22 protein-coding genes are annotated in these 26,493 nt (G+C 63.0%); 19 read left to right on the plus strand and 3 right to left on the minus strand.

Annotated elements, in window-relative coordinates:
• Positions 1 to 245 precede the first annotated feature (245 nt).
• The 16 genes from mraZ to lpxC all read left to right on the plus strand — a co-directional run bounded on the left by mraZ (position 246) and on the right by lpxC (position 18,019).
• Complete coding sequence (mraZ, locus tag LG385_RS01600) at positions 246 to 701, plus strand: division/cell wall cluster transcriptional repressor MraZ (protein WP_181115377.1); 456 nt, start codon at positions 246 to 248, stop codon at positions 699 to 701.
• On the plus strand, positions 698 to 1,645 hold the full coding sequence (gene rsmH / locus LG385_RS01605; RefSeq protein WP_181115375.1) for a 16S rRNA (cytosine(1402)-N(4))-methyltransferase RsmH: 948 nt from the start codon (positions 698 to 700) through the stop codon (positions 1,643 to 1,645). The genes mraZ and rsmH overlap by 4 nt, the downstream gene beginning before the upstream one ends.
• Positions 1,642 to 1,935, plus strand: coding sequence for a cell division protein FtsL (gene ftsL / locus LG385_RS01610; RefSeq protein ID WP_181115373.1), 294 nt, complete (start codon positions 1,642 to 1,644; stop codon positions 1,933 to 1,935). The genes rsmH and ftsL overlap by 4 nt, the downstream gene beginning before the upstream one ends.
• Positions 1,935 to 3,683, plus strand: coding sequence for a peptidoglycan D,D-transpeptidase FtsI family protein (locus LG385_RS01615; RefSeq protein ID WP_181115750.1), 1,749 nt, complete (start codon positions 1,935 to 1,937; stop codon positions 3,681 to 3,683). Before ftsL ends, LG385_RS01615 begins: the two co-directional genes overlap by 1 nt.
• Positions 3,683 to 5,146 (plus strand): UDP-N-acetylmuramoyl-L-alanyl-D-glutamate--2,6-diaminopimelate ligase, encoded by a 1,464-nt coding sequence (locus LG385_RS01620; RefSeq protein ID WP_225771900.1) that lies wholly within the window; start codon positions 3,683 to 3,685, stop codon positions 5,144 to 5,146. Before LG385_RS01615 ends, LG385_RS01620 begins: the two co-directional genes overlap by 1 nt.
• Positions 5,139 to 6,506 (plus strand): UDP-N-acetylmuramoyl-tripeptide--D-alanyl-D-alanine ligase, encoded by a 1,368-nt coding sequence (locus LG385_RS01625; RefSeq protein ID WP_225771902.1) that lies wholly within the window; start codon positions 5,139 to 5,141, stop codon positions 6,504 to 6,506. The genes LG385_RS01620 and LG385_RS01625 overlap by 8 nt, the downstream gene beginning before the upstream one ends.
• Positions 6,506 to 7,588 (plus strand): phospho-N-acetylmuramoyl-pentapeptide-transferase, encoded by a 1,083-nt coding sequence (mraY, locus tag LG385_RS01630; protein WP_225771904.1) that lies wholly within the window; start codon positions 6,506 to 6,508, stop codon positions 7,586 to 7,588. Before LG385_RS01625 ends, mraY begins: the two co-directional genes overlap by 1 nt.
• A gap of 4 nt (positions 7,589 to 7,592) precedes the next feature.
• Positions 7,593 to 8,939: a UDP-N-acetylmuramoyl-L-alanine--D-glutamate ligase gene (gene murD, locus LG385_RS01635; RefSeq protein ID WP_225771905.1), complete on the plus strand. Its 1,347-nt coding sequence runs from the start codon at positions 7,593 to 7,595 to the stop codon at positions 8,937 to 8,939.
• Entirely contained in the window at positions 8,936 to 10,150 is a 1,215-nt protein-coding gene (gene ftsW, locus LG385_RS01640; RefSeq protein WP_413247300.1) for a putative lipid II flippase FtsW, read from the plus strand. The genes murD and ftsW overlap by 4 nt, the downstream gene beginning before the upstream one ends.
• Entirely contained in the window at positions 10,140 to 11,210 is a 1,071-nt protein-coding gene (gene murG / locus LG385_RS01645; RefSeq protein ID WP_225771907.1) for an undecaprenyldiphospho-muramoylpentapeptide beta-N-acetylglucosaminyltransferase, read from the plus strand. The genes ftsW and murG overlap by 11 nt, the downstream gene beginning before the upstream one ends.
• Positions 11,203 to 12,657 carry a UDP-N-acetylmuramate--L-alanine ligase gene (murC, locus tag LG385_RS01650; protein WP_225771909.1) on the plus strand — a complete coding sequence of 485 codons (1,455 nt, stop codon included), beginning with the start codon at positions 11,203 to 11,205 and terminating at the stop codon, positions 12,655 to 12,657. Before murG ends, murC begins: the two co-directional genes overlap by 8 nt.
• Positions 12,654 to 13,613, plus strand: coding sequence for a D-alanine--D-alanine ligase (locus LG385_RS01655; RefSeq protein WP_225771911.1), 960 nt, complete (start codon positions 12,654 to 12,656; stop codon positions 13,611 to 13,613). Before murC ends, LG385_RS01655 begins: the two co-directional genes overlap by 4 nt.
• 2 nt (positions 13,614 to 13,615) lie before the next feature.
• Complete coding sequence (locus tag LG385_RS01660; protein WP_181119458.1) at positions 13,616 to 14,482, plus strand: cell division protein FtsQ/DivIB; 867 nt, start codon at positions 13,616 to 13,618, stop codon at positions 14,480 to 14,482.
• A gap of 13 nt (positions 14,483 to 14,495) precedes the next feature.
• A complete protein-coding gene (gene ftsA, locus LG385_RS01665; protein WP_181115354.1) occupies positions 14,496 to 15,755 on the plus strand; it encodes a cell division protein FtsA in 1,260 nt (419 codons plus the stop codon).
• A 46-nt stretch (positions 15,756 to 15,801) separates the two neighbouring features.
• Positions 15,802 to 16,995 carry a cell division protein FtsZ gene (gene ftsZ, locus LG385_RS01670; protein WP_181115352.1) on the plus strand — a complete coding sequence of 398 codons (1,194 nt, stop codon included), beginning with the start codon at positions 15,802 to 15,804 and terminating at the stop codon, positions 16,993 to 16,995.
• A 112-nt stretch (positions 16,996 to 17,107) separates the two neighbouring features.
• Positions 17,108 to 18,019, plus strand: a complete 912-nt coding sequence (gene lpxC, locus LG385_RS01675) for a UDP-3-O-acyl-N-acetylglucosamine deacetylase (protein ID WP_225771913.1) — start codon at positions 17,108 to 17,110, stop codon at positions 18,017 to 18,019.
• A gap of 69 nt (positions 18,020 to 18,088) precedes the next feature.
• Here lpxC and LG385_RS01680 read toward each other — a convergent pair whose 3' ends face one another.
• Entirely contained in the window at positions 18,089 to 18,538 is a 450-nt protein-coding gene (locus LG385_RS01680; protein ID WP_181115348.1) for a DUF721 domain-containing protein, read from the minus strand.
• A gap of 275 nt (positions 18,539 to 18,813) precedes the next feature.
• On the opposite strand from LG385_RS01680, the gene secA reads away from it, so the two are divergent.
• The 3 genes from secA to LG385_RS01695 all read left to right on the plus strand — a co-directional run bounded on the left by secA (position 18,814) and on the right by LG385_RS01695 (position 23,853).
• Complete coding sequence (gene secA, locus LG385_RS01685) at positions 18,814 to 21,555, plus strand: preprotein translocase subunit SecA (protein WP_225771915.1); 2,742 nt, start codon at positions 18,814 to 18,816, stop codon at positions 21,553 to 21,555.
• Between the two features lie 90 nt (positions 21,556 to 21,645).
• Positions 21,646 to 22,863, plus strand: coding sequence for a bifunctional glutamate N-acetyltransferase/amino-acid acetyltransferase ArgJ (gene argJ / locus LG385_RS01690; RefSeq protein ID WP_225771917.1), 1,218 nt, complete (start codon positions 21,646 to 21,648; stop codon positions 22,861 to 22,863).
• A gap of 30 nt (positions 22,864 to 22,893) precedes the next feature.
• On the plus strand, positions 22,894 to 23,853 hold the full coding sequence (locus tag LG385_RS01695) for a Nudix family hydrolase (RefSeq protein WP_225771919.1): 960 nt from the start codon (positions 22,894 to 22,896) through the stop codon (positions 23,851 to 23,853).
• Positions 23,854 to 23,869: 16 nt separating this feature from the next.
• Here LG385_RS01695 and LG385_RS01700 read toward each other — a convergent pair whose 3' ends face one another.
• Entirely contained in the window at positions 23,870 to 24,436 is a 567-nt protein-coding gene (locus LG385_RS01700; protein ID WP_181115340.1) for a cob(I)yrinic acid a,c-diamide adenosyltransferase, read from the minus strand.
• A 1-nt stretch (position 24,437) separates the two neighbouring features.
• Complete coding sequence (locus LG385_RS01705; protein ID WP_225771921.1) at positions 24,438 to 26,480, minus strand: ATP-binding protein; 2,043 nt, start codon at positions 26,478 to 26,480, stop codon at positions 24,438 to 24,440.
• Positions 26,481 to 26,493 lie beyond the last annotated feature (13 nt).

Below are 26,493 nucleotides of genomic sequence, written 5' to 3' on the forward strand. Positions count from 1 at the left end.
TATTTGACGCAATCCCCTGCCTCGGAAGGGTATTCCCAGTCGATTTTGGGCGCTTTTTCACGCATTCCACACCATCTGTGTCGTAAATCACCGATATGTAAAGGAAATCACTGACGGCGCGCCTTGACGGTGCAGGGAGGGGGTTCCTATAGTGTGCGCGAGTGGCGGGAAGTGGCAGGAAGTGGGAAATACAGGCGCATAAGGAACAATAGCGCGGCAGGGTCTTTTTTCGGGGAAGCTCAACAGTGTTTCGTGGAGCCAATGCTATCAGTCTCGACGCAAAGGGCCGTCTCGCCATGCCGAGCCGGTACCGTGACGAGCTGAATACGCGCAGCTCCGGCCAGTTGATCATCACCATCGATACTGTCGACCGTTGCCTTAACGTCTATCCACTCGACGAATGGGAAATCATCGAAACCAAGCTCAAGGCGCTGCCCTCGCTACGTGAAGAGGTCAAGCGCCTGCAACGGCTGCTTATTGGCAATGCCGTGGATCTGGAACTCGATTCGAGTGGCCGCTTTCTGGTGCCGCCGCGCTTGCGCGAATACGCCCGCCTGGACAAACGGGCGATGCTGGTAGGCCAGCTGAACAAGTTTCAATTGTGGGACGAAGACACGTGGAATGCAGTTTCCGCGGCGGACCTCGAAGCTATCCAACAACCGGGCGCCATGCCTGACGAATTGCGTGACCTGATCCTGTGACGACTGACAGCAGCTTCAACCACATTACCGTGTTGCTAAACGAGGCGATCGAGGCCTTGGCCGTGCGCGCGGACGGCTGCTATATAGATGGCACCTTCGGCCGCGGCGGGCATAGCCGCCTGTTGCTGCAACAGCTCGGGCGCGATGGCCGATTACTTGGCTTTGACAAGGACCCTCAAGCGATTGCCACGGGGCAAACGCTGGCGGCCGAAGACGGCCGCTTTGTCATTGTGCAGCGCAGTTTTGCGGAAATGGCCGACGAGGCCGAGCGCCTGGGGTTGAAAGGCAAGGTAAGCGGTATCCTGCTCGACCTCGGTGTGTCGTCGCCGCAGCTGGACGACCCTACCCGCGGCTTCAGCTTTCTCAACGACGGCCCCCTGGACATGCGCATGGACCCTGACCGTGGCGTCAGCGCCGCGCAGTTCATTGCCCAGGCCCCCGAAGAAGAGATCGCTCGCGTATTCAAGGAGTACGGCGAGGAGCGCTTCGCCCGGCGCATGGCGCGTGCGGTGGTAGAGCGCCGCCAGGTTCAGCCCTTCGAGCGCACCGGTGACCTGGCGCAGGTACTCAAGGACGCCAACCCAGCCTGGGAAAAGAACAAACACCCTGCTACCCGGGCATTCCAGGGCTTGCGAATTCACGTGAACAACGAGCTGGCAGACCTGGAAGCCGGGCTGCGGGCTGCAATGGACCTCCTTGAAATAGGCGGGCGGCTGGCAGTGATCAGCTTCCACTCCCTCGAAGACCGCATCGTCAAACTTTTCCTGCGTCGCCTTGAAAAGGGCGAGGTGGACACGCTGCCGCGCAACCTGCCGGTGCAGGTGCAGCGCTTCGACCCGATCGTACGCACCCTGGGCAAGGCACGCTTTGCTTCAGAGGCTGAGCTCAAAGCCAACCCTCGCTCCCGCAGCGCGGTAATGCGGGTCGCGGAGAAGCTGCGGTGAGCAAGCTCTTCTTCAAGCCTCTGCCAACCGGTAGCTTCCTGATGCTGCTGATGTTCGTCGCTGTGCTGGTGTCGGCCATCGCCGTGGCCTACAGCGCGCACCTGAACCGTACGCTGCTCAATGCCCTGTACACCGAACTCAACGAGCGGGACAAGGCGCAGGCTGAATGGGGGCGGTTGATCCTCGAACAAAGTACCTGGACGGCTCATAGCCGAATCGAGGCACTGGCTACCGAGCAGTTGAAGATGCATGTGCCCGATGCCGCCGACGTGCGCATGGTGGCGCCATGATGAAGCTCGACGGCGCACTCTATCCGTGGCGTTTCCGCGTGGTGCTGGGTTTGCTCGGCATCATGGTGGCGGCGATCAGCTGGCGGATCATCGACCTGCAAGTGGTGGACCGGGACTTCCTCAAGGGCCAGGGCGACGCGCGCAGCATGCGGCATATCCCCATTCCCGCGCACCGTGGCCTGATCACCGATCGCAACGGTGAGCCATTGGCGGTAAGTACGCCGGTCAGTACCCTGTGGGCCAACCCCAAGGAGCTGCAGTTGGCCAAGGACCGTTGGCCCGACCTCGCACGCGCCCTTGGCCAGGATCCCGCCCAACTGAGCGAGCGCTTCGAAGCGAACGCCAACAAGGAATTCCTCTACCTGGTGCGCGGCCTTACCCCCGAGCAAGGCCAGGCAGTGCTGGACCTCAAGGTACCGGGCGTTTACGGGCTGGAAGAGTTCCGCCGGTTCTACCCGGCCGGCGATGTCACCGCGCACATGGTTGGTTTCACCGACCTCGACGACCACGGTCGCGAGGGCGTGGAACTGGCCTATGACGAATGGCTGGCGGGCGTGGCAGGGCGGCGTCAGGTGATCAAGGACCGCCGCGGGCGGCTGATCCGTGACGTGCAAGTGACCAAGAACGCCAAGGCCGGGAAAACCCTGGCCTTGTCCATCGACCTGCGCCTGCAGTACCTGGCTACCCGCGAGCTGCGCAAGGCCATCACCGACAACCAGGCCAAGGCGGGCAGCCTGGTGATCATGGATGTAAAAACCGGCGAAGTGCTGGCCATGGTCAACATGCCTACCTACAACCCGAACAACCGTCGCACCATGGTCCCGGCGGCCATGCGTAACCGGGCCATCATCGACGTGTTCGAGCCGGGTTCCACCATGAAGCCGCTGTCCATGAGCGCCGCGCTGGAAACCGGCCGCTGGAAGCCCACCGACAAAGTGGATGTGTATCCCGGCTCGTTGCAGATCGGCCGCTACACCATCAAGGACGTGTCCAAGACCGAAGGCCCGGTGCTGGACCTGACCGGTATCCTGATCAACTCCAGTAACGTGGGTATGAGCAAGGTCGCGTTCGACGTCGGGGGTGAGAACATCTACCGGGTAATGTCGTCGGTTGGCCTGGGCCAGTACTCGGGGCTTGGTTTCCCCGGTGAACGCGTGGGCAACCTGCCCAACCACCGGGAATGGCACAAGGCCGAAACCGCCACGCTGTCCTACGGCTATGGCCTTTCCGTGACTGCTCTGCAGCTGGTGCATGCCTACGCCACATTGGCCAACCACGGCAAGCTGGTGCCGTTGTCGATCCTGAAGGTCGATAACGAGCCCGAAGGCGCGCAAGTGATCCCGCAGAACGTTGCCGCCACCATTCAGGGTATGTTGCAGCAGGTGATCGAAGCGCCGCGCGGCGTTTACCGGGCGCAGGTGCCTGGCTATCACGTAGCCGGCAAGAGTGGTACCGCGCGCAAGGCTACCATCGGCTCGCGCGGTTATACCGAAAACGCCTATCGCTCCCTCTTCGCAGGCTTCGGCCCGGTGGCCAACCCACGCTATGCGGTGGTGGTGGTGATCGACGAGCCGGGTGCCGGCGGTTACTTCGGCGGCCTGGTATCGGCGCCTGTATTCAGCAAGGTGATGTCCGGCACGCTGCGCTTGATGAACGTGCCGCCAGACAACCTTCCCGCTACTCCGCAACAGCAGGCCAACGCTACGCCCGTAGCCCCGCCTGCGCCCGCCAAAGGACGGCAAGGCTGATGAGCATGCCATTGACCCACCTGTTCCCGGACGCCGGGCATGACCCGTTGATCCGCGAACTGGCCCTCGATAGCCGGGACGTGCGCCCCGGCGATCTGTTCCTGGCGGTGCCGGGTACCCGTGTCGATGGCCGCGAGCATATCGCCGACGCCTTGGCGCGAGGCGCCGCCGCCGTAGCCTATGAAGCGGACGGCGCAAGCGTATTGCCACTCACCAGTGCCCCCTTGATCCCGGTGCGTGGCCTGGCTCGGCAGCTATCCAGTATTGCCGGCCGCTTCTACTCGGACCCAGGCCGCCACCTTCGGCTAGTGGGCGTGACCGGCACCAACGGCAAAACCAGCGTTACCCAGCTGATTGCGCAGGCCCTCGACGATTTGGGGTTGCGGTGCGGGCTGATCGGCACGCTGGGCAGCGGTTTTCATGGCGAGCTGAAAAGCGGCCGCCTGACCACCCCCGATGCAGTGGTTGTGCAAGCCACGCTGTCGGACCTGCGCAAAGCCGGCGCCCGTGCAGTGGCGATGGAAGTTTCCTCTCACGCACTGGAGCAGGGGCGGGTCGCCGCGCTGGATTTCTCTATCGCCGTGTTCACCAACCTGTCGCGCGACCATCTCGACTACCACGGCAGCATGCAGGCCTACGCCGAGGCCAAGGCGCGGTTGTTCGCCTGGTCCACGCTCCGTGCACGGGTGATCAATCTGGACGACCCGTTCGGCCAGGACCTGGCTTCCCGCCCCGGCGTATCGCGGGTGATCGGCTATAGCCTGGAAGACCCCACCGCCGCGCTGTATTGCCGCGATGCCCGGTTCGACGATCACGGCGTGAGCGCCACCCTGGTCACCGCGCACGGTACCTTCAGCCTGCGCAGCCGATTGCTGGGCCGCTTCAACCTGAGCAACCTGCTGGCCGCGATTGGCGCGCTGGTGGCGCTTGATTACCCGCTGGATGAAATCCTCAAGGCCGTGCCGAAGCTGCAAGGGCCTCAGGGCCGGGTGCAGCGCCTGGGCGGCGGTGATCGCCCGCTTGTCGTGGTCGACTACGCCCATACGCCAGACGCGCTGGAGAAAGTGCTGCAGGCCCTTCGCCCCCATGCCAGCGGTAACCTGGTGTGCGTATTCGGCTGTGGCGGCGATCGCGACCGCGGCAAGCGCCCGTTGATGGCCCGAGTGGCCGAAGACTTCGCTGACACTGTCATCGTTACCGACGACAACCCCCGTAGCGAAGCACCCGACACGATCTTCGCGGACATTCGCCCCGGTTTCGCCCGGCCCGAGCAGGCCCGGTTCGTGTCTGGCCGTGGCGCCGCCATTGCCCAGGCCATCAGCGAAGCCCGCGCCGGGGATGTAGTGGTGCTGGCAGGCAAGGGCCACGAGGATTACCAGGAAATCCTCGGCGAGCGCCAGCCATTCTCCGATATCCAACAGGCCGAAGCGGCGCTTGCCGCGTGGGAGGCAGACCATGCTTGAGCCTCTGCTCCTCAGCACTGTGGCCCAGCCCCTTGATGGTCGGCTGGTGGGCGGCGACTGCAGTTTCAACGGCGTGAGCATCGATAGCCGGGCTATCCAGCCCGGGCAGTTGTTCATCGCACTCACGGGGCCTCGCTTTGACGGCCATGACTACCTTGCGGACGTTGCCGCCAAAGGTGCGGTGGCCGCACTGGTCGAGCGCGAAGTGCCCGGCGTCAGCTTGCCGCAACTGGTGGTTCGCGATTGCCGCGTGGCCCTTGGAGAGCTGGGCGCGATCAATCGCGCTGCGTTCGAAGGCCCGGTAGCCGCCATTACCGGTTCCAGCGGTAAAACCACCGTGAAAGAAATGCTGGCGGCCATTCTGCGTGTGCGTGGGCCGGCCTTGGCTACCCGTGGCAACCTGAACAACGACCTTGGCGCGCCACTTACTCTGCTGGAGCTGGCACCCGAGTATTGGGCCGCGGCGATCGAGCTGGGCGCGTCGCGCATTGGTGAAATCCGTTACACCGTAGGGCTTACCCGCCCGATGGTCACGCTGATCAACAACGCTGGCACCGCCCACGTTGGCGAATTCGGCGGCCCCGAGAAAATCGTCGAGGCCAAGGGGGAAATCCTCGAAGGCCTGGACGCCACTGGCGTGGCAGTGCTCAACCTTGACGACAAGGCTTTCCCGATCTGGGCAGCCCGGGCAGGTGCCCGCGCGGTGCTCACCTTCGCGCTGGCCAACCCGGACGCCGACTTCCATGCCGGCGCGGTTACCGCCGATGCCCGCGGCTGCCCGGCGTTCGAGCTGCGCTGCAACGACGGTGTAGGGAGCATCCAGCTGAACCTGCTGGGCGAGCACAACGTGCGCAACGCCCTGGCGGCCGCGGCCGTCGCTCGCGCCATGGGCGCCACGCTGCCGGAAATCGCCCGTGGGCTGAACAGCGTGCAGCCCGTCAAGGGCCGCACTGTTGCGCAGGTTACCGCCTCCGGTACTCGTGTTATTGATGATACATACAACGCAAACCCCTCCTCGGTGAGCGCGGCCGTTGATATACTCGCCGGCTTTTCCGGCCGCACCGTCCTGGTGCTTGGAGATATCGGCGAACTGGGTGACTGGGCTATCGAGGGCCACCGCCAAGTGGGTGCCTACGCTCGGGGCAAGGTCAGTGCGCTGTATGCCGTGGGGCCGCTCATGGCTAACGCCGTCGATGCCTTTGGGGAACACGCCCGCCATTTCGAAACTCAGGCTGATCTGATCCAGGCCCTGGCCGTGGAACAGGTGGCCGACACGACCATTTTAATAAAAGGCTCGCGCAGCGCTGCGATGGAACACGTCGTAGCGGCCCTGTGCGGTGCCAGCGGGGAGACACATTAATGCTGCTGCTGTTGGCCGAATTCCTTCAACAGTTCTACAAGGGCTTCGCGGTCTTCCAGTACCTCACCCTGCGTGGGATTCTGGGCGTGCTGACCGCGCTGGTCCTTGCGCTGTGGCTGGGGCCCTGGTTCATTCGTACGCTACAGATCCGCCAGATCGGCCAGGCTGTGCGTAATGACGGTCCGCAATCGCACCTGTCCAAATCCGGCACCCCGACCATGGGCGGCGCGCTGATCCTCTCGGCAATCGGTATCAGCACCTTACTGTGGGCCGACCTCACCAACCGCTATGTGTGGGTAGTGCTGGTGGTCACGTTCGCCTTCGGTGCGATTGGCTGGGTGGACGACTACCGCAAGGTGATCGAAAAGAACTCCCGCGGCCTTCCAAGCCGCTGGAAGTATTTCTGGCAGTCGGTATTCGGCGTCTGCGCCGCAGTGTTCCTGTACACCACCGCCAACAGCCCGATGGAAACCACACTGATCATCCCGATGCTCAAGGATGCCAGCATCCCACTGGGCGCCGGCTTCATGGTGCTGGCGTACCTGGTGATCGTGGGCTCGAGCAACGCGGTCAACCTCACCGACGGGCTGGATGGCCTGGCAATCATGCCAACGGTCATGGTGGGCGGGGCGCTGGGAATCTTCTGCTACCTCTCAGGGAACGTGAAGTTCGCCGACTACTTGCTGATCCCTTATGTGCCGGGCGCCGGCGAGCTGATCGTGTTCTGCGGCGCGCTGATTGGCGCGGGGCTGGGCTTTCTCTGGTTCAACACCTATCCCGCGCAAGTGTTCATGGGTGACGTAGGCGCGCTGGCGTTGGGCGCGGCCCTGGGCACCATTGCGGTGATCGTTCGGCAGGAAATCGTGCTGTTCATCATGGGCGGTGTGTTCGTGATGGAAACCCTTTCAGTGGTGATCCAGGTCGCTTCGTTCAAGCTGACCGGCCGGCGCGTATTCCGCATGGCACCGATCCACCACCATTTCGAACTCAAAGGCTGGCCCGAACCCCGGGTTATCGTGCGCTTCTGGATCATCACGGTGATCCTGGTGCTGATCGGCCTGGCCACGTTGAAGCTGAGGTAGCCCTGTGTCGCTGATCGCTTCCGACCAATTCCGCATCGTTGTCGGCCTCGGCAAGAGCGGCATGTCCCTGGTTCGCTTCCTGGCGAAGCAGGGCGTTGCCTTTGCCGTGGCCGACACGCGCGCGAATCCTCCGGAGCTGGCGACCTTGCAGCGCGATTTCCCTGAAGTGGAAGTGCGTTGCGGCGCGCTCGACGCACAGTTTCTCTGCCGCGCCAGCGAGCTGTACGTTAGCCCTGGCCTGGCCGTGGCAACACCCGCGCTGGCTGAAGCGGCAGCCCAAGGGGTGAAGCTGTCCGGGGACATCGACCTCTTCGCCCGCTACGCCAAGGCACCGATCATCGCGATCACCGGCTCCAACGCCAAAAGCACCGTCACCACACTGGTGGGCGAGATGGCACAGGCAGCTGGCAAGCGGGTGGCGGTCGGCGGGAACCTGGGGACGCCCGCGCTGGACCTTCTGGCCGACGACGTCGAGCTGTACGTGCTCGAACTGTCCAGCTTTCAGCTCGAAACCACCCATCAGCTCAACGCCGAGGTGGCCACGGTGCTCAACCTCAGCGAAGACCACATGGATCGCTACAGCGGGATGCCGGCCTACCATCTGGCCAAGCATCGGATCTTCCGCGGTGCCCGGCAGGTAGTGATCAATCGCCAGGACGCGCTCACCCGGCCGCTTCTGCGTGACGATATCAAGGTTGGTTCATTCGGTCTGAATGCTCCTGATTTCAACGCATTCGGCCTGCGCCAGCAGGGTGAAGCACGCTACCTGGCGTTCGGTCAGGAACTGTTGCTGCCGGTCAGTGAGCTGAAGGTGCGCGGCGCCCATAATCAGGCCAACGCCCTGGCGGCGCTGGCACTAGGGCATGCAGCTGGCTTGCCCATGGCACCGATGCTCGACGCCTTGCGCGCATTCACAGGCCTTGCCCACCGCTGCCAATGGCTGCGCGAGCGCAACGGCGTGGCCTGGTACGACGACTCCAAAGCCACCAACGTGGGCGCCGCCCTGGCTGCGATCGAGGGGCTGGGCAGCGATATCGACGGCAAGCTGGTGCTGGTGGCCGGTGGCGACGGCAAGGGCGCGGATTTTTCAGCCCTGCGTGCTCCGGTAAGCCGCCATTGCCGCGCGGTGGTATTGATTGGGCGGGACGCCGAGCGCGTGGCCACAGCCCTTGATGAACAGGTAAGGAAAGTGCGAGTGAGCGACCTCGATGCGGCTGTAGCCCGTTGCGCCGAACTGGCCCAGCCAGGCGATGCGGTGTTGCTGTCGCCGGCGTGCGCCAGCCTGGACATGTTCCGTAATTATGAAGAGCGCGGGCGCCTGTTCGCTCAGGCTGTGGAGGCGCTGGCATGATTTTCAACGTGATCAAGCCTTATCCATCGCCGCTCATCAGCAACCGTGGGATCGACATCGACTTTCCCATGCTCGCTGGCTGCCTGGCCCTGCTGGGCCTCGGGCTGGTGATGATCACTTCGGCGTCCTCCGAAGTGGCGGCGGCCCAGAGCGGCAATGCGCTGTACAACATGATTCGCCACTTGATCTATCTGGTACTAGGCCTGGGTGCCTGCGGCGTGACCCTGCTGATTCCTATCGCCACCTGGCAGCGTATGGGCTGGATGCTGCTCGTGGCGGCGTTCGGCTTGCTGTTCCTGGTGATTGTGCCCGGGATAGGCCGCGAGGTGAACGGCTCCATGCGCTGGATCGGCTTCGGTGCGTTCAACGTGCAGCCGTCAGAGCTGGCCAAGGTGTTCGTGGTGATCTTCCTGTCCGGGTACCTGGTACGCCGTCAGCAGGAAGTGCGCGAAAGCTGGATGGGCTTTTTCAAGCCGTTCATCGTGCTGCTACCCATGGCTGGCCTGTTGCTGATGGAGCCCGACTTCGGCGCCACCGTCGTGATGATGGGTGCGGCGGCCGCGATGCTGTTCCTGGGCGGGGTAGGGCTGTTCCGCTTTGCACTGATGGTGGTGCTGGCGGTGGCGGCAGTGTTCGTTCTGGTGCAGGCGCAGCCTTATCGTATGGCGCGGCTTATCACCTTCACCGACCCTTGGGCAGACCAGTTCGGCTCCGGCTACCAGCTTACCCAGGCCTTGATCGCCTTCGGCCGCGGCGAGTGGTTCGGGGTTGGGCTGGGCAACAGCGTGCAGAAGCAATTCTACCTGCCCGAAGCGCATACCGACTTCGTGTTCTCAGTGCTGGCTGAAGAGCTGGGTGTGGTGGGCTCGCTGTGCACGGTCGCGCTGTTCGTGTTCGTGTGTATCCGGGGCATGTACATCGGCCTGTGGGCAGAAAAATCCAAGCAGTTCTTCGCCGCCTACATGGCCTACGGCCTGTCGTTCCTGTGGATCGGGCAGTTCCTGATCAACATCGGTGTGAACGTGGGCCTGCTGCCTACCAAGGGCCTCACCTTGCCGTTCCTCAGCTACGGTGGCAGCTCGCTGGTGATCTGCTGCGCCTGTCTCGGGCTGCTGCTGCGCATCGAATGGGAGAGCCGCACGCACCTGGGCAGCGAAGAGGTGGAATTCACCGAGAAGGACTTCGCCGAGGAGCCCTACCATGGCCGGTAACGTGCTGATCATGGCAGGGGGCACCGGGGGGCATGTGTTCCCCGCGTTGGCCTGCGCGAAGGAGTTCCAGGCCCGGGGCTACACCGTGCACTGGCTGGGCACGCCACGCGGCATCGAGAACGAACTCGTGCCAGCGGCGGGCATCACCTTGCATACCATCCAGGCAAGCGGCCTGCGCGGCAAAGGCCGGCTGGCCCTGCTGAAAGCGCCGCTGATGCTGGTGAAATCCGTGCTGCAGGCACGGTCGATCATCAAGCGCCTGCGGCCGGTGTGTGTGGTGGGCTTCGGCGGCTACGTAACGGGCCCCGGCGGCCTGGCTGCGCGCCTGAGCGGCGTTCCGATCGTGGTGCACGAACAGAACGCCGTGGCCGGTACCGCCAATCGGCTGCTGCTGCCGTTGGCTACCCGAGTCTGCGAAGCTTTCCCACAGACCTTCGCCGCCTCCGCCAAATGCCTTACCACCGGCAACCCGGTGCGCAGCGAGTTGTTCCTGGCCACGCCTCGTCAACCCTTGCCGGGCCGCCGCGCCCGCCTGCTGGTGATGGGTGGCAGCCTGGGCGCCGAACCGCTCAACAAGCTGGTACCCCTGGCCTTGGCCAGCCTGCCCGAGGCCCATCGCCCGGAAGTGTTCCACCAGGCTGGCAAGCAACACGATGGCCCTACCGCCGAGCGCTACAAGGCCGCTGGGGTAGAGGCTCAGGTCGCCCCGTTCATTGCCGACATGGCGCAGGCTTATGCCTGGGCAGACCTGGTGATCTGCCGCGCCGGCGCACTGACCGTTAGCGAACTTGCTGCCGCGGGCCTGCCCTCGTTGCTGGTGCCGCTGCCTCATGCCATTGACGACCACCAGAGCCGCAATGCCGAATTTCTGGCCCGCGAAGGCGCTGCTTTCGTCATGCCGCAAGCAACAACCGGCGCCGCCGAACTGGCCGCGCGCCTTGAAGAGGTTTTGATGCAACCGCACAAACTCGTGACCATGGCCGAGACCGCCCGCCGCTTGGCCAAACCCGATGCCACCCGCAGCGTCGTCGATGCTTGCCTGGAGGTGGCTCATGGTTGAAAGCCAACGCGCCATGCCGCAACCGGAAATGCGCCGCATCCGTCGTATCCACTTTGTGGGTATCGGTGGCGTGGGCATGTGCGGTATTGCTGAAGTACTGCTGAACCTTGGGTATCAGGTGTCCGGCTCGGATCTCAAAGCCTCCGGTGTGACCGAGCGCCTTCGTGCCTTCGGCGCCGAAGTGTTCATCGGCCATCGCGCCGAAAACGCCGCCCGTGCCGACGTGCTGGTGGTGTCCAGCGCTGTCAACGTCAGCAACCCGGAAGTTGCCACTGCTCTGGAGCGTCGCATTCCCGTGGTACGCCGCGCCGAAATGCTCGCCGAGTTGATGCGCTACCGCCATGGCATCGCCGTGGCCGGCACCCACGGCAAAACCACCACCACCAGCCTGCTTGCCTCGGTATTCGCCGCGGCTGGCCTGGACCCGACCTTCGTGATCGGTGGGCGCTTGAATGCCGCGGGCACCAATGCCCAGCTGGGCAGCAGCCGCTACCTCATCGCCGAAGCGGACGAAAGCGATGCGAGCTTCCTGCACTTGCAGCCGTTGGTGGCCGTGGTCACCAATATCGACGCCGATCACATGGAAACCTACGAAGGTGACTTCAACAAGCTGAAGAAAACCTTCGTCGAGTTCCTTCACAACCTGCCGTTCTACGGTTTGGCCGTGGTGTGCCTGGACGACGCCGTGGTGCGCGAGATTCTTCCGCAGGTAGCTCGCCCCGTCGTCACCTATGGCGTACACGATGCCGCTGACGTGCGTGCGATCAACATCCGCCAGGCTGGCATGCAAACCTACTTCACCGTATTGCGCCGCGACCGCGAGCCGCTGGACGTGTCGGTGAATATGCCGGGCAATCACAACGTATTGAACGCCTTGGCCACCATCGCCATTGCAACCGACGAAGGCATCAGCGACGACGCCATCGTGCGTGGGCTCTCGTGCTTCCAGGGCGTGGGCCGTCGCTTCCAGGTATACGGCGAGCTGCCGGTAGACGGTGGTTCGGTGATGCTGGTGGACGATTACGGCCATCACCCGCGTGAAGTGTCTGCAGTGATACAGGCCGTGCGCGGTGGCTGGCCGGAGCGCCGCCTGGTCATGCTTTACCAGCCGCACCGTTATAGCCGCACCCGTGACCTCTACGATGATTTCGTGCAGGTACTGGCCGATGCCAACGTGTTGATGCTGATGGAAGTGTACCCGGCGGGCGAAGAGCCGATCCCGGGCGCGGACAGCCGCCAGCTGTGCCGCAGCATCCGCCAGCGTGGCCAGCTGGACCCGATCTATGTGGAACGCGGCACCGACATCGCGCCGGTGGTCAAACCACTGCTACGCCCGGGCGACATCCTGCTCTGCCAGGGCGCCGGTGACGTCGGCGCCATCGCTCCTCAATTATTGAAAAGCCCGCTGTTTGCCGGTGCAGTAGCCACCCCGGGGAAAAGCCAATGAATGCCCGCGCGTATGAAAGCCTGAAGTCCAACGTTGCGCCGAGTGACTTCGGGCGCGTCGCCGTGTTGTACGGTGGCACCAGTGCCGAGCGGGAGGTATCGCTCAAGTCCGGTACGCAGGTGCTGGGTGCATTGCAGGCCGCGGGCGTGGACGCATTCGGCATCGACGTAGGTCCCGACCTCCTGCAGATCCTGCTGCGGGAGAAGATCGACCGCGCGTTCATCATCCTCCATGGCCGCGGCGGCGAAGACGGCAGCATGCAAGGGCTGCTGGAGTGCCTGAACATCCCTTACACCGGCAGCGGCATCCTTGCCTCCGCCTTGGCGATGGACAAGCTGCGCACCAAACAGGTTTGGCAAAGCCAGGGTATTTCCACGCCTCGCCATGCCGTACTGGCCAGCGAAGAAGATTGTGTGAACGCCGTCACGGAACTGGGGCTGCCTTTGATCGTCAAACCCGCCCATGAAGGTTCAAGTATCGGCATGGCGAAGGTGACCAGCAGCAACGAACTGGTCAGTGCCTGGAAAGACGCCAGCGCCTATGACTCGCAAGTGTTGGTTGAACAGTGGATCGATGGCCCGGAATTTACCGTGGCCGTACTGCGTGATCAGGTATTGCCTGCAATCGCGCTCGGCACCCCGCACACGTTCTACGACTACGACGCCAAGTACCTGGCCAATGACACTCAGTACCGCATTCCCTGTGGGCTGTCGCCCGAGAAGGAAGAGGAACTGATGGAATTGAGCCAGCGCGCCTGCGCGGCCATCGGAATCAGCGGCTGGGGCCGCGTGGACGTGATGCAGGACGCCAAGGGTACGTTCTGGCTGCTCGAAGTGAATACCGCCCCCGGCATGACCGACCACAGCCTCGTGCCCATGGCGGCACGCGCTGCCGGGCTGGACTTCCAGGAGCTGGTGCTGTCCATCCTCACCGACTCATTGCAGGCGAGGGGCTGATCATGCGCGGCGCGTCCCTTCGTCATCAGCAGCCCATGCCCGCTCGCAAGGCGCCGCCTCGCGGTGCCAGCCGTATGGTGGCCAAAGAGCCGGTATCGGTGCGCTTGCCGCGTGCCAGCGGCGGGTTTTTCAAGCGGCTCCTGTGGCCGTTGCTGTTGCTCGCCCTGGCCGCAGGTACTTACGAAGGCGCGCAGCGCGCCATGCCTTACCTGGACCGTCCGGTCTCGAAGATCAATGTGCAGGGCGACCTCAGCTACGTGAGCCAGCAGGCCGTGCAGCAGCGGATCGCACCCTACGCCAATGCGCGCTTTTTCAGCATTGACCTCACGGGCATGCGCACCGAACTGGAGCAGATGCCTTGGATCGCGCACGCCGAAGTACGCCGCGTATGGCCTGACCAGGTGGTGATCCGCCTTGAAGAACAACTGCCAGTTGCCCGCTGGGGCGAGGGCCAACTGCTGAATAATCAGGGCCAGGCGTTCGCACCGCGCGAGCTGGCCAATTATGAGCACCTGCCACAGCTGTTTGGCCCGCAGCGTGCTCAGCAACAGGTCATGCAGCAGTATCAAGTGCTCAGCCAGATGCTTCGGCCTCTGGGTTTCTCCATAGCACGGCTTGAATTGCGTGAGCGCGGCAGCTGGTTCCTGACCACCGGCGCAGGAAGCGCCGGGCCAGGGCTCGATTTGCTGCTGGGGCGTGATCATCTGGTGGAAAAGCTGCGCCGGTTCATCGCCATCTACGACAAGACCCTAAAAGACCAGATCACGAATATCGCCCGCGTCGATCTGCGCTATGCCAACGGCCTGGCCGTGGGCTGGCGTGACCCGAACGCGGCGGCGCCAGCGGTACCGACCGTGGCGAAGAATTGACAAGAGGCAGGACATGGCAAACGCGCAAAGCGGCAAAATGATCGTCGGGCTGGATATCGGCACCTCCAAGGTGGTGGCGCTGGTAGGCGAAGTCGCGGCCGATGGCACCCTGGAGATCGTCGGGATCGGCACGCACCCGTCCCGCGGGCTGAAGAAAGGCGTGGTGGTGAACATCGAGTCCACCGTGCAGTCGATCCAGCGCGCGGTAGAGGAAGCCCAGCTCATGGCGGGCTGCCGTATTCACTCCGCCTTCGTGGGCGTGGCGGGCAATCACATTCGTAGCCTGAACTCTCACGGTATCGTGGCTATCCGCGACCGTGAAGTCAGCACCGCCGATCTGGAGCGGGTGCTCGATGCCGCCCAGGCGGTCGCGATCCCGGCAGACCAGCGCGTGCTGCACACCCTGCCGCAAGACTACGTGATCGACAACCAGGAAGGCGTGCGCGAGCCGCTGGGTATGTCGGGCGTTCGCCTGGAAGCCAAGGTGCACGTGGTGACCTGTGCCGTGAACGCCGCGCAGAACATCGAGAAGTGCGTGCGCCGCTGTGGCCTGGAAATCGACGACATCATCCTCGAGCAACTGGCGTCGGCCTATTCAGTGCTCACGGATGACGAAAAGGAGCTGGGCGTTTGCCTGGTGGACATCGGTGGCGGCACTACCGACATCGCCATCTTTACCGAAGGCGCCATTCGCCATACCGCGGTGATCCCGATTGCAGGTGACCAGGTCACCAACGACATCGCCATGGCCCTGCGCACGCCTACCCAGTACGCCGAGGAAATCAAGATCCGTTACGCCTGCTGCCTGGCCAAGCTGGCCGGTGCTGGCGAAACGATCAAGGTGCCAAGTGTGGGTGATCGCCCACCACGTGAGCTGTCGCGTCAGGCGCTGGCCGAGGTGGTCGAGCCGCGCTACGACGAACTTTTCACATTGATTCAGGCGGAATTGCGACGCAGCGGTTACGAAGACCTGATCCCCGCCGGGATCGTGTTGACCGGCGGCACCGCCAAGATGGAAGGCGCGGTAGAGCTGGCTGAAGAAATTTTCCACATGCCGGTGCGCCTCGGCGTACCGCATACGGTTCGGGGGCTGGAAGACGTCATCCGCAACCCGATCTATTCGACAGGCGTGGGTCTGCTGACCTACGGCCTGCAGAAGCAATCCGAAGGCGTGACCTTGACCGGCCTTACTGGCCGCGACAGCAGCTACGGCGACGAGCCCAAGGCGCCGGTACTTGAACGCTTCAAGCGGTGGGTTCAGGGCAATTTCTGATAACGGCAGTAGGCGAAAAAAACTAGAGAATTGAAGGAGAGGGAACATGTTCGAGCTGGTAGACAACATCCCGCAAAGCCCGGTCATCAAGGTGATCGGAGTCGGTGGCGGTGGCGGTAACGCCGTCAATCACATGGTTAAAAGCAACATCGAAGGTGTCGAGTTCATCTGTGCGAACACCGACGCCCAGGCGCTGAAAAACATTGGCGCGCGCACCATCCTGCAACTGGGCACTGGCGTGACCAAAGGCCTGGGTGCTGGTGCCAACCCGGAAGTCGGCCGTCAGGCCGCCATGGAAGACCGCGAGCGCATCGCCGAAGTGCTGCAAGGCACCAACATGGTGTTCATCACCACAGGTATGGGTGGCGGTACCGGTACCGGCGCGGCGCCGATCATTGCCGAAGTAGCCAAGGAAATGGGCATTCTGACCGTGGCGGTCGTGACTCGTCCGTTCCCGTTCGAAGGCCGCAAGCGCATGCAGATCGCCGACGAAGGCATCCGCGCGCTGGCTGACAGCGTTGACTCGCTGATCACCATCCCGAACGAAAAACTGCTCACCATCCTGGGCAAGGATGCCAGCCTGCTGTCTGCCTTTGCCAAGGCGGACGACGTACTGGCAGGTGCCGTTCGCGGTATCTCCGACATCATCAAGCGCCCAGGCATGATCAACGTCGACTTCGCCGACGTGCGCACCGTGATGAGCGAAATGGGCATGGCGATGATGGGTACTGGTTGCGCCAGCGGCCCGAATCGCGCCCGTGAAGCTACCGAGGCAGCCATTCGCAACCCGCTGCTCGAAGACGTCAACCTGCAGGGTGCTCGCGGCATTCTCGTGAACATCACCGCTGGCCCGGACCTGTCGCTGGGTGAATACTCCGATGTGGGTAGCATCATCGAAGCTTTCGCCTCCGACCACGCCATGGTCAAGGTGGGCACCGTGATCGATCCGGACATGCGCGACGAGTTGCACGTCACCGTGGTCGCCACTGGCCTTGGTGCCAAGATCGAGAAGCCTGTGAAGGTCATCGACAACGGCCTGCAAAACGCAGTCGCTCAGCAAACCCCGGCGCCTGCCCCGGTTCGCCACGAGCAAGCCGCGGTCAACTATCGCGACCTGGAGCGCCCGACGGTAATGCGTAACCAGGCTCACGCCGGTGCCGCCGCTGCTGCCAAGCTCAACCCGAACGACGACCTGGACTACCTGGACATCCCGGCATTCCTGCGTCGTCAGGCCGATTAATGGAATTTATCAGGGGTATAAGGGTGATTGGTGTTCAGCAAAGGCCGGGTCTGCTATTATCGCCAGCCTTTGTTGATACCAGTTCGCAACTTGCGCTGAAGCGGCCACTGCCATGATTAAACAACGCACCCTGAAGAACATCATCCGTGCCACCGGTGTCGGTCTGCATTCCGGGGAAAAGGTCTACCTTACCCTCAAGCCCGCGCCGGTGGATGCCGGTATCGTGTTCTGCCGTACCGATCTGGACCCAGTGGTTCAGATTCCCGCGCGTGCGGAAAACGTCGGTGAAACCACCATGTCCACCACCCTTATCCAGGGGGACATCAAGGTAGACACCGTGGAGCATTTGCTTTCGGCCATGGCCGGCCTGGGGATCGATAACGCCTACGTCGAACTCTCCGCGTCGGAAGTGCCGATCATGGATGGCAGCGCCGGTCCCTTCGTATTCCTGATTCAATCGGCTGGCCTGGAAGAACAGGACGCGCCGAAGAAATTCATCCGCATCCTTCGTGAGGTATCTGTGGAGGACGGCGACAAGCGCGCCACCTTCCTGCCTTTCGACGGGTTCAAGGTGAGTTTCGAGATCGATTTCGATCACCCGGTATTCAAGGATCGCACCCAGAGCGCCAGTGTGGATTTCTCCAGCACCTCTTTCGTCAAGGAAGTGAGCCGGGCCCGCACGTTTGGCTTCATGAGCGACATCGAATACCTGCGCAAGCACAACCTGGCGCTCGGTGGCAGCGTGGAGAACGCCATCGTCGTCGACAAGGAAGGCGTACTGAACGAAGACGGTCTTCGTTATGAAGACGAATTCGTCAAGCACAAGATCCTCGACGCTATTGGCGATCTGTACCTGCTGGGCAACAGCCTGATCGGTGAGTTCCGCGGCTTCAAGTCAGGGCACGCCCTGAACAACCGGCTGCTGCGCAAGCTCATCGAACAGAAGGACGCATGGGAAGTGGTGACCTTCGAAGACGCGAGTACCGCGCCGATCTCCTACATGCGCCCGGTTGCGGCGGTTTAAGCTCGAACCTTTTCTCTCTGTTGTTTGAGGCCACCTTAGGGTGGCCTTTTTTATTGGGGGCCGGTTCGATTATTTGCGCCGGTGGCTGGCCAGCCGTTCCAGCGCCGCTCGCAGGTTGGGGTCGGTAATGCCTTCAGCCGTGGCCTGCAGGTTGTCCGCAGCGCTATCGGAGAGGTCCAGCCCTGGCCCTGTTGCGCGTTTTGGACCAACGCTGGGTTGTACCTTGAACAGGATTCGGGTGAGCCCGGCAAATTCAGGCAAACCCTGTAAGCCTTGCTGCAAGCGCCGCTGCTGGTAACGCAAACGCGTGGCCCAATGCCCATCAGTAACCACCAGCAGCAAGCTACCCTCGCGCCAGGCGGCCACGTGGCAGTGCTCGCGAGCGGCGGGCTGAAGCTGGGTATCGAGCAGGCGCTTGATCGTGGCCAGGCGCTGGGCCTGGCTAAGCAAGGCCTTGAGCGGCCGGGCCTCGCGCAGCAGGACAGCGGGCGGGCGCGCCGGGTGAGGACGGAATGCCATGGAACGGGTTTCCTCCGGTGGGCCAGCATGGTAACAGATGGACACAAGCACGAAACCTCACGGTTTTGCCATGACGTTTGCTTCAGGCGCTTGAAGTTGAAAAAAAAGGCCTTATTGTAAACCCGCCCCGTAAAAGCGCTGTGCCAGCATGTGGCGTCGCCACTTTCCTCTCCATCGTTTCCGGGTAGAATGCTCGTTCGCATGCGGCCATGAGGGCTGCACGGGCGACTCCTTGGGGCCGCCCTCCATCCCTAAGTGTGGAAGATCCAGCCGATATGTTTGCGCCTTTGTTGAAAAAACTCTTTGGAAGCAAGAACGAGCGTGAAGTGAAACGCATGCTCAAGACGGTCGGTATCGTCAATGCCCACGAAGAGAAGATGGTCGCGCTCTCGGATGAGCAACTGCGCGCCAAGACCGCAGAGTTCCAGGCTCGCGTCGCCAAAGGTGAAACCCTCGACCAGTTGCTCCCCGAAGCCTTTGCCGTGTGCCGCGAAGCCGGCAAGCGCATCATGGGCATGCGCCACTTCGACGTTCAGTTGATCGGCGGCATGACCCTGCACGAAGGCCAGATCGCGGAAATGCGCACCGGTGAGGGTAAAACCCTGGTGGCCACGTTGGCGGTGTACCTGAATGCGCTGTCGGGCAAGGGCGTGCACGTAGTCACCGTGAACGACTACCTGGCCCGCCGCGACGCCAACTGGATGCGCCCACTGTATGAATTCCTCGGCCTCACGGTCGGCGTGGTCACGCCGTTCCAGCCGCCGGAAGACAAGCGCGCCGCTTACGCCGCTGACATCACCTACGGTACCAACAACGAATTCGGCTTCGATTACCTGCGCGACAACATGGCGTTCAGCCTCGAAGAGAAGTACCAGCGCGAGCTGAACTTCGCGGTGATCGACGAAGTGGACTCGATCCTTATCGACGAAGCCCGTACGCCACTGATCATTTCCGGCCAGGCCGAGGACAGCTCGCGCCTGTACATGGAAATCAACCGCCTGATCCCGCGCCTTACGCAGCACATCGAGGAAGTGGAAGGCGAGGTGACCCAGCAGGGCCATTTCAGCATCGACGAGAAGAGCCGCCAGGTAGAGCTCAACGAAGCGGGCCACCAGTTCATCGAAGAACTGCTCACCCAGGCCGGCTTGCTGGCTGAAGGCGAAAGCCTTTACTCCGCCCATAACCTGGGCCTGTTGACCCACGTCTATGCTGGCCTGCGCGCCCACAAGCTGTTCCACCGCAACGTGGAATATATTGTCCAGGACGGTGGCATCCTGCTGATCGACGAGCACACCGGCCGCACCATGCCAGGCCGTCGCCTGTCCGAAGGCCTGCACCAGGCCATCGAAGCGAAGGAAGGCCTGAAGATCCAGGCAGAGAGCCAGACCCTGGCCTCCACCACCTTCCAGAACTACTTCCGCCTGTACACCAAGCTGTCGGGCATGACCGGTACCGCAGACACCGAAGCGTTCGAATTCCAGCAGATCTACAACCTGCCGGTGGTGGTGATCCCGCCGAACCGCCCCCTCGCGCGCAAGGACTTCAACGACCTGGTGTACCTCACCGCGGAAGAGAAGTACGCGGCGATCATCACCGATATCAAGGAATGCATGGCCGTAGGCCGCCCGGTGCTGGTGGGTACCGCCACCATCGAAACTTCCGAGCACATGTCCAACCTGCTGCAGAAGGAAGGCATCGATCACAAGGTACTGAACGCCAAGTACCACGAGAAGGAAGCCGAGATCATTGCCCAGGCCGGCCGGCCCGGTGCGCTGACCATCGCTACCAACATGGCTGGCCGTGGTACGGACATCCTGCTGGGTGGTAACTGGGAAGTGGAAGTGGCGGCGCTGGAAAACCCCACCGAAGAGCAGATCGCCCAGATCAAGGCCGACTGGCAGAAGCGCCACCAGCAAGTGCTGGAGGCGGGCGGCCTGCACGTGATCGCCTCGGAGCGCCACGAGTCTCGCCGTATCGACAACCAGTTGCGTGGCCGCGCCGGTCGCCAGGGGGACGCCGGTTCCAGCCGCTTCTACCTGTCGCTCGAAGACCCGCTGATGCGTATCTTCGCCTCGGACCGCGTGAAGAACTTCATGAAGGCACTGGGCATGCAGTCCGGCGAGGCCATCGAGCACCGCATGGTCACCAATGCGATCGAGAAGGCCCAGCGCAAGGTCGAGGGTCGCAACTTCGACATCCGCAAGCAATTGCTGGAATTCGACGACGTGTCCAGCGAGCAGCGCAAAGTGATCTACCACATGCGCAACAGCCTGCTGGCCGCCGAGAACATCGGCGACACCATAGCCGAGTTCCGCGAAGACGCGCTGAACACCATCGTTTCGCAGCACATCCCGCCGCAGTCGCTGCCTGAGCAGTGGGATATCGCCGGGCTGGAAGCTGCCCTGCAGGCCGACTTTGGGGTCAGCCTGCCGATCCAGCAGTGGCTCGACGAAGACGAGAAGCTCTACGAGGAAACCCTGCGTGAGCGATTGTTGGCCGAGATTCTCGCGGCTTACAACGAGAAGGAAACCCAGGCAAGCGCCGAGGCTCTGCGTACCTTCGAGAAGCAGATCCTGCTGCGTGTGATCGACGACCTGTGGAAAGACCACCTTTCCACCATGGACCACCTGCGTCACGGGATTCACTTGCGCGGCTATGCGCAGAAGAACCCCAAGCAGGAATACAAGCGCGAGTCCTTCACCCTGTTCCAGGAGCTGCTCGATTCGATCAAGCGCGACACCATCCGTGTGCTGTCGCATGTCCAGGTTCGTCGCGAAGACCCGGCCGAGGAAGAAGCCCGCCTGCGCCGCGAAGCCGAGGAGCTGGCGCAGCGCATGCAGTTCCGCCACGCCGAGGCCCCGGGCCTGGACGAGCCCGAAGTGCTTGAGGAAGGCGCGCAAGGCACGGTGGAAGCGGCACTGGCGCCGCTGCGCAACGAGCAGAAGCTGGGGCGCAACGAAGTGTGCTGGTGTGGCTCGGGCAAGAAGTTCAAGCATTGCCACGGGCGTATTGAATAGCCTGTTGGTTTGCTGTTGAATCACGCCGCGCCGGCTTTGTCGTCGCGGCGTTTATCTTTCAGGGCTCGTCCCTTTTTCAAGGAGTCATCAATGGCTGTCGGTCTCGGTCCCTTGCCCACCCTGCACCCCGTTCCCGGTTTTGAGTTGGGCATCGCTTCGGCGGGCATCAAGCGACCGGGCCGCAAAGATGTGGTGGTGATGCGCTGTGCCGAGGGCGCTACCGTGGCTGGTGTGTTCACCCTTAACGCCTTTTGCGCGGCGCCGGTTATCCTGGCCAGGCAACGCGTGGGCGGGCCAGTACGGTACCTGCTGACCAACACCGGCAATGCCAACGCCGGCACCGGCCAGCCCGGGCTGGAAGCCGCAGCCCGCACCTGTGAAACCCTGGGGCGCCTGGTGGGCGTTGAAGCGGCTGCCGTACTGCCGTTTTCCACTGGTGTGATCGGCGAGCCTCTGCCTGTGGAGAAGATCGAAGGCGCGCTGCAAGCCGCGCTGGACGGCCTGAGCGAAAACAACTGGGCCGAGGCAGCCACTGGCATCATGACCACGGACACCCTGCCCAAGGGCGCCAGCCGGCAATTCACCCACGATGGTGTGACCGTCACCGTTACCGGCATCAGCAAGGGGGCGGGCATGATTCGCCCGAACATGGCCACCATGTTGGGCTACATCGCCACCGACGCCAAGGTGTCCCAGGCGGTATTGCAGGACCTGATCCGCGACGCTGCGAACAAGTCGTTCAACCGCATCACCATCGACGGCGACACGTCCACCAACGACTGCTGCATGCTGATCGCGACCGGCAAGGCGGCGTTGGCGGAAATTACCGAAGCCAACGGCCCGCTGTTCGCTGCCCTGAAAGCAGCGGTATTCGACGTGTGCATGGAAGTGGCGCAGGCCATCGTGCGGGATGGCGAAGGCGCGACCAAATTCGTGACCGTGCAAGTGAATGGCGGCGGCAACCATCAGGAGTGCCTGGACGTGGGGTATGCCGTTGCGCATTCCCCCCTGATCAAGACCGCACTGTTTGCTTCCGACCCCAACTGGGGCCGTATCCTTGCCGCTGTCGGCCGTGCCGGCGTGCCTGAGCTGGATGTGAGCAAGATCGACGTGTACCTGGGCGATGTGTGCATCGCCAGCCAGGGTGGGCGTGCGGCGAGCTACACCGAAGAGCAGGGCGCCGCGGTAATGGCGCAGGCGGAGATCGGCATTCGTATCGAGCTGGGCCGCGGTGGCTGCAGCGAGACCATCTGGACCACCGACCTGTCCCACGAGTACGTGAAAATCAACGCCGAATACCGCACCTGATCGCACGCACTGGCGCGGCATGGAGGATGTATGAAACGGGTTCATGTAGCGGCGGCGGTGATTCGCCGCTCCGATGGCAAGGTGCTGATCGCTCGCCGTAGCGCGGCGCAGCATCAGGGCAACCTGTGGGAATTCCCGGGCGGCAAGCTGGAGGAGGGCGAGTCGGCCCATGCCGGGCTTGCACGTGAACTGGCCGAGGAACTGGGCATCGAGGTCACGGCCGCTCGGCCGCTGATCAAGGTGGCCCACGATTACCCTGACAAGCAGGTGCTGCTGGACGTATGGGAAGTGGACGGCTTCAACGGCGAGCCTCACGGGGCCGAAGGCCAACCGCTTGCCTGGGTAGCACCAAAGGCGCTGGTGAACTATGACTTCCCGGCGGCCAACCTGCCGATTGTCAACGCAGCGCGTTTGCCCTCCACCTACCTGATCACGCCTGAAGGGTTGCCGGGGCCAGAATTGCTCGGTGGCCTGCGTACGGCCATCGCCCAGGGCACGCGACTGGTGCAACTGCGTGCACCTAACCTCTATGACCCGCAGTATCGGGACCTTGCGGTCGATGCCGTGGGGCTGTGTGCCGGCAAGGCGCAGCTGATGCTCAAGGGGCCACTGGAGTGGCTGGGGGACTTTCCTGCCGCAGGCTGGCACCTTACGGCGGCCCAGCTGCGCAAATACGCAGCCAACGGCAGGCCTTTCCCACCGGACCGATGGCTCGCGGCTTCGTGCCACGGCCCCGAGGAGCTCGAGCTTGCCGAGCGCATGGGCGTCGATTTCGTGACCCTGTCACCGGTGCAGCCCACTCAAACTCACCCTGACGCGTCACCCTTGGGTTGGGAGCAGGCCGAAGCGCTGATTGCCGGCTTCAGCAAGCCGGTGTTCCTGCTGGGTGGCGTAGGCCCCGCGGATTGCAAGCGCGCCTGGAGCGCCGGCGCGCAGGGCGTGGCCGGCATCCGTGCCTTCTGGCCTGTGCCAGGCCGATCTGCGGGGTAAGAACGCCTATAGGGGCCTACCTTGGCCCCTGTTGCTGCGCCCACAGCACTTCATCCACTCCTTCCAGCCTGGCGATCATTCGCGCTGCCACGAACAGCAGGTCTGATAGCCGGTTCAGGTAAGCCAGGCCTACGCCTTCCTGCGGTTCCTCACGGTGCAGGTGCTGGCATCGCCGTTCTGCGGTGCGGGCCTGGCTGCGACACAGATGAGCCTGGGCAATGCATACTGAACCCCCCGGCAGGATGAAATTTTTCAACGGGCCCAGCACCTCGTTCCAGCTGTCGATTGCACCCTCCACGCGCTGGATTTCGGTGTCGAACAGGGCGCGATGTCCAGGCATTGCCAGCTCACCGCCCAAGTCGAACAAGCGGTGCTGGCAAGGAGCAAGAACAGTCATCACCTCCGCCAGGGCCGGCTTGTCTGCAAGGTACGCCAACAGCAACCCCAGCTGGCTGTTGAGCGTGTCCACCTCGCCCATGGCTTCCACGCGAGGGTGGTCCTTGGCGACACGGCGGCCGTCACCCAGCCCGGTTTCCCCCGTATCGCCCGTACGGGTGTAGATCTTCGATAGCCTGAATCCCATTTCATGCTCCCAATGCGACGGCGCTGGCCACGGCTGGCTGCACCAGAGGCAGGCGCAGGGTAAAGCAGGTGCCTACACCTTCTTTGGACTGCACTTCCATCTGGCCCTTGTGGTTATTGGTAATGATGAAGTAAGACACGGACAAGCCCAAGCCGGTGCCTTGGCCTACCTCCTTGGTGGTAAAGAAAGGTTCGAACATTCGTTTGCGTACGTTTTCCGGCATGCCCACACCATTGTCCTCGACCTGTAGCTCTGCCCAGCCACCGTTGAGCCTGGTACGCACCACAATGCGCCCCGTTTCGGTGGGGTTTTCGCGCTGATGAATGGCCTGGGCGGCATTTTTGAGCAAGTTGAGCAACACCTGCTCAAGCTCGTTGGCGGTACCGGGCACCGGCCCCAGCCGCGGGTCGAATTGCCGCGTGATCGACTGCCCGCGAAAATCGAAGCCGATGCTCAAGTCGAAGTCACTGCCAGCGATCTCGATCGCCTGGTCGATCAGCGCGGGGAGGTCGCACGGTGCCATCTGGCGATCGCTACGGCGGCTGAAGCTGAGCATGTGCGTCACGATTTTTGCCGCCCGCGCGCCCGCTCCCTGGATGCCATCGAGCAACTGTGGGATTTCCCTCGCTTCCAGGTACTGGGTGATCTTGTCGAACGGCACGCCGACGGTTTCGGCCTGCTCCCGGTTCTTCGGCAACTCTACCGATAGGCGCCGACGGATGTTCTGCACGTTATGCAGGATCGCGCCCAAGGGGTTGTTGATCTCATGGGCCATCCCTGCCGCCAGGCCACCCACTGACAGCATTTTTTCCGACTGCACCATCATTTCTTCAAGGGACAGGCGCTGGGTAATGTCGTCGATGCGGATGACCACGCCCCGCCCCGCGCCACCCGCCAAGGGATAGCAGGTGAGGGCGTAATGATGAGGTACGTCGTCCTTGAGCCAGGTTACGCGCTCCACCTTGACCACCCGATGCTGTTCCACGGTGGTCCTGAGTTGGGACAGGAAGGGTTTGAGGGGCTCGAAGGCCAGAAAGATCGGCTGGTTGAGGGCTTCGTCCAGTGGTGTGCCGGAAAGCGCGCTCGCTTCCTTGTTCCACTGGGTTACGTACAGCTGCTCATCCAACGCGATAAGCGCCGAGGGCATGGAGTCGATGATGCTGTTGAGGTAGTTCTGGAAGCCCGTGAGCTTTTTCTCGATCTTGCTGCGCACCTCCACTTCCAGCTCGAGCTTGCGGTTGGTATGGCGGGTTTCCTCGGCCAGGCCTTGGGCGGCGTCATAGGCCGCCTGGGAGTCGTCCCGGGCGCGCTTGAGCTGCTGCTCGCGGGCTTCCATGCGCGAAAGCATGGTGTTGAACGCTTCGGCCAGGCTGCCGATCTCGTCATGGTTGCCGGGCGCGGCGCGCAGTGAATAGTTTTCTTCGCGGGTTACCTGGCGGGTCAGTTCTTCAAGCTGGTAGATGGGCCGGGTGATCAGGCGGCGAATCTGCCGCGCGATCACCATCCACAGCAGCACGCTGAACACCAGAATGCCCAGGCTGGCGGTGAAAGTGCCGGTATAGAACGCCATGGGCAACTCGCTGCTGGCTACCAGCAACAGGTGCCCGGGCGCGCTGCCTGGCAAGGCCCCGGGGGCAGGTAGCTCGGCCACTTGTATGCTGCGGAACTCAGTGAGGCGCCAGTCATCCAGCGCGTCGAAATGCTTGGGCAGCGACAGCCTGGTGCCATGCTGCAGCTGAGCCAGGCGCTGCCCGTCGGCGCTATACACGGCTGCGGCGCGCAGGGGAGAGTAGCTGTCCAACTCGCGAAGCAGTGCGTTTGCCGCGTCGGCATCGATCGCTGCCCGCTGGGCCAGTTGGGGCTGGCTGACCAGCTTGCCGATGGTTTGCATGGCCTGAGGCGCCATGCTTTCGTGGGAAATCCAGTAGGCGGCAGTGATAAAGGTGAGGTTGGCCACTACCAGCACCGTCACCATCAGCACCAGCAGGGCGGCGAGCAGTTTTTGCCCGACGGGTAGGTTTTCAAGACGCTGTCGCAGAGGCATCGCAGATCCGGCT

It is taken from the genome of Pseudomonas sp. Marseille-Q5115 (assembly GCF_916618905.1).
Taxonomy (GTDB): Bacteria; Pseudomonadota; Gammaproteobacteria; order Pseudomonadales; family Pseudomonadaceae; genus Aquipseudomonas; species Aquipseudomonas japonica_A.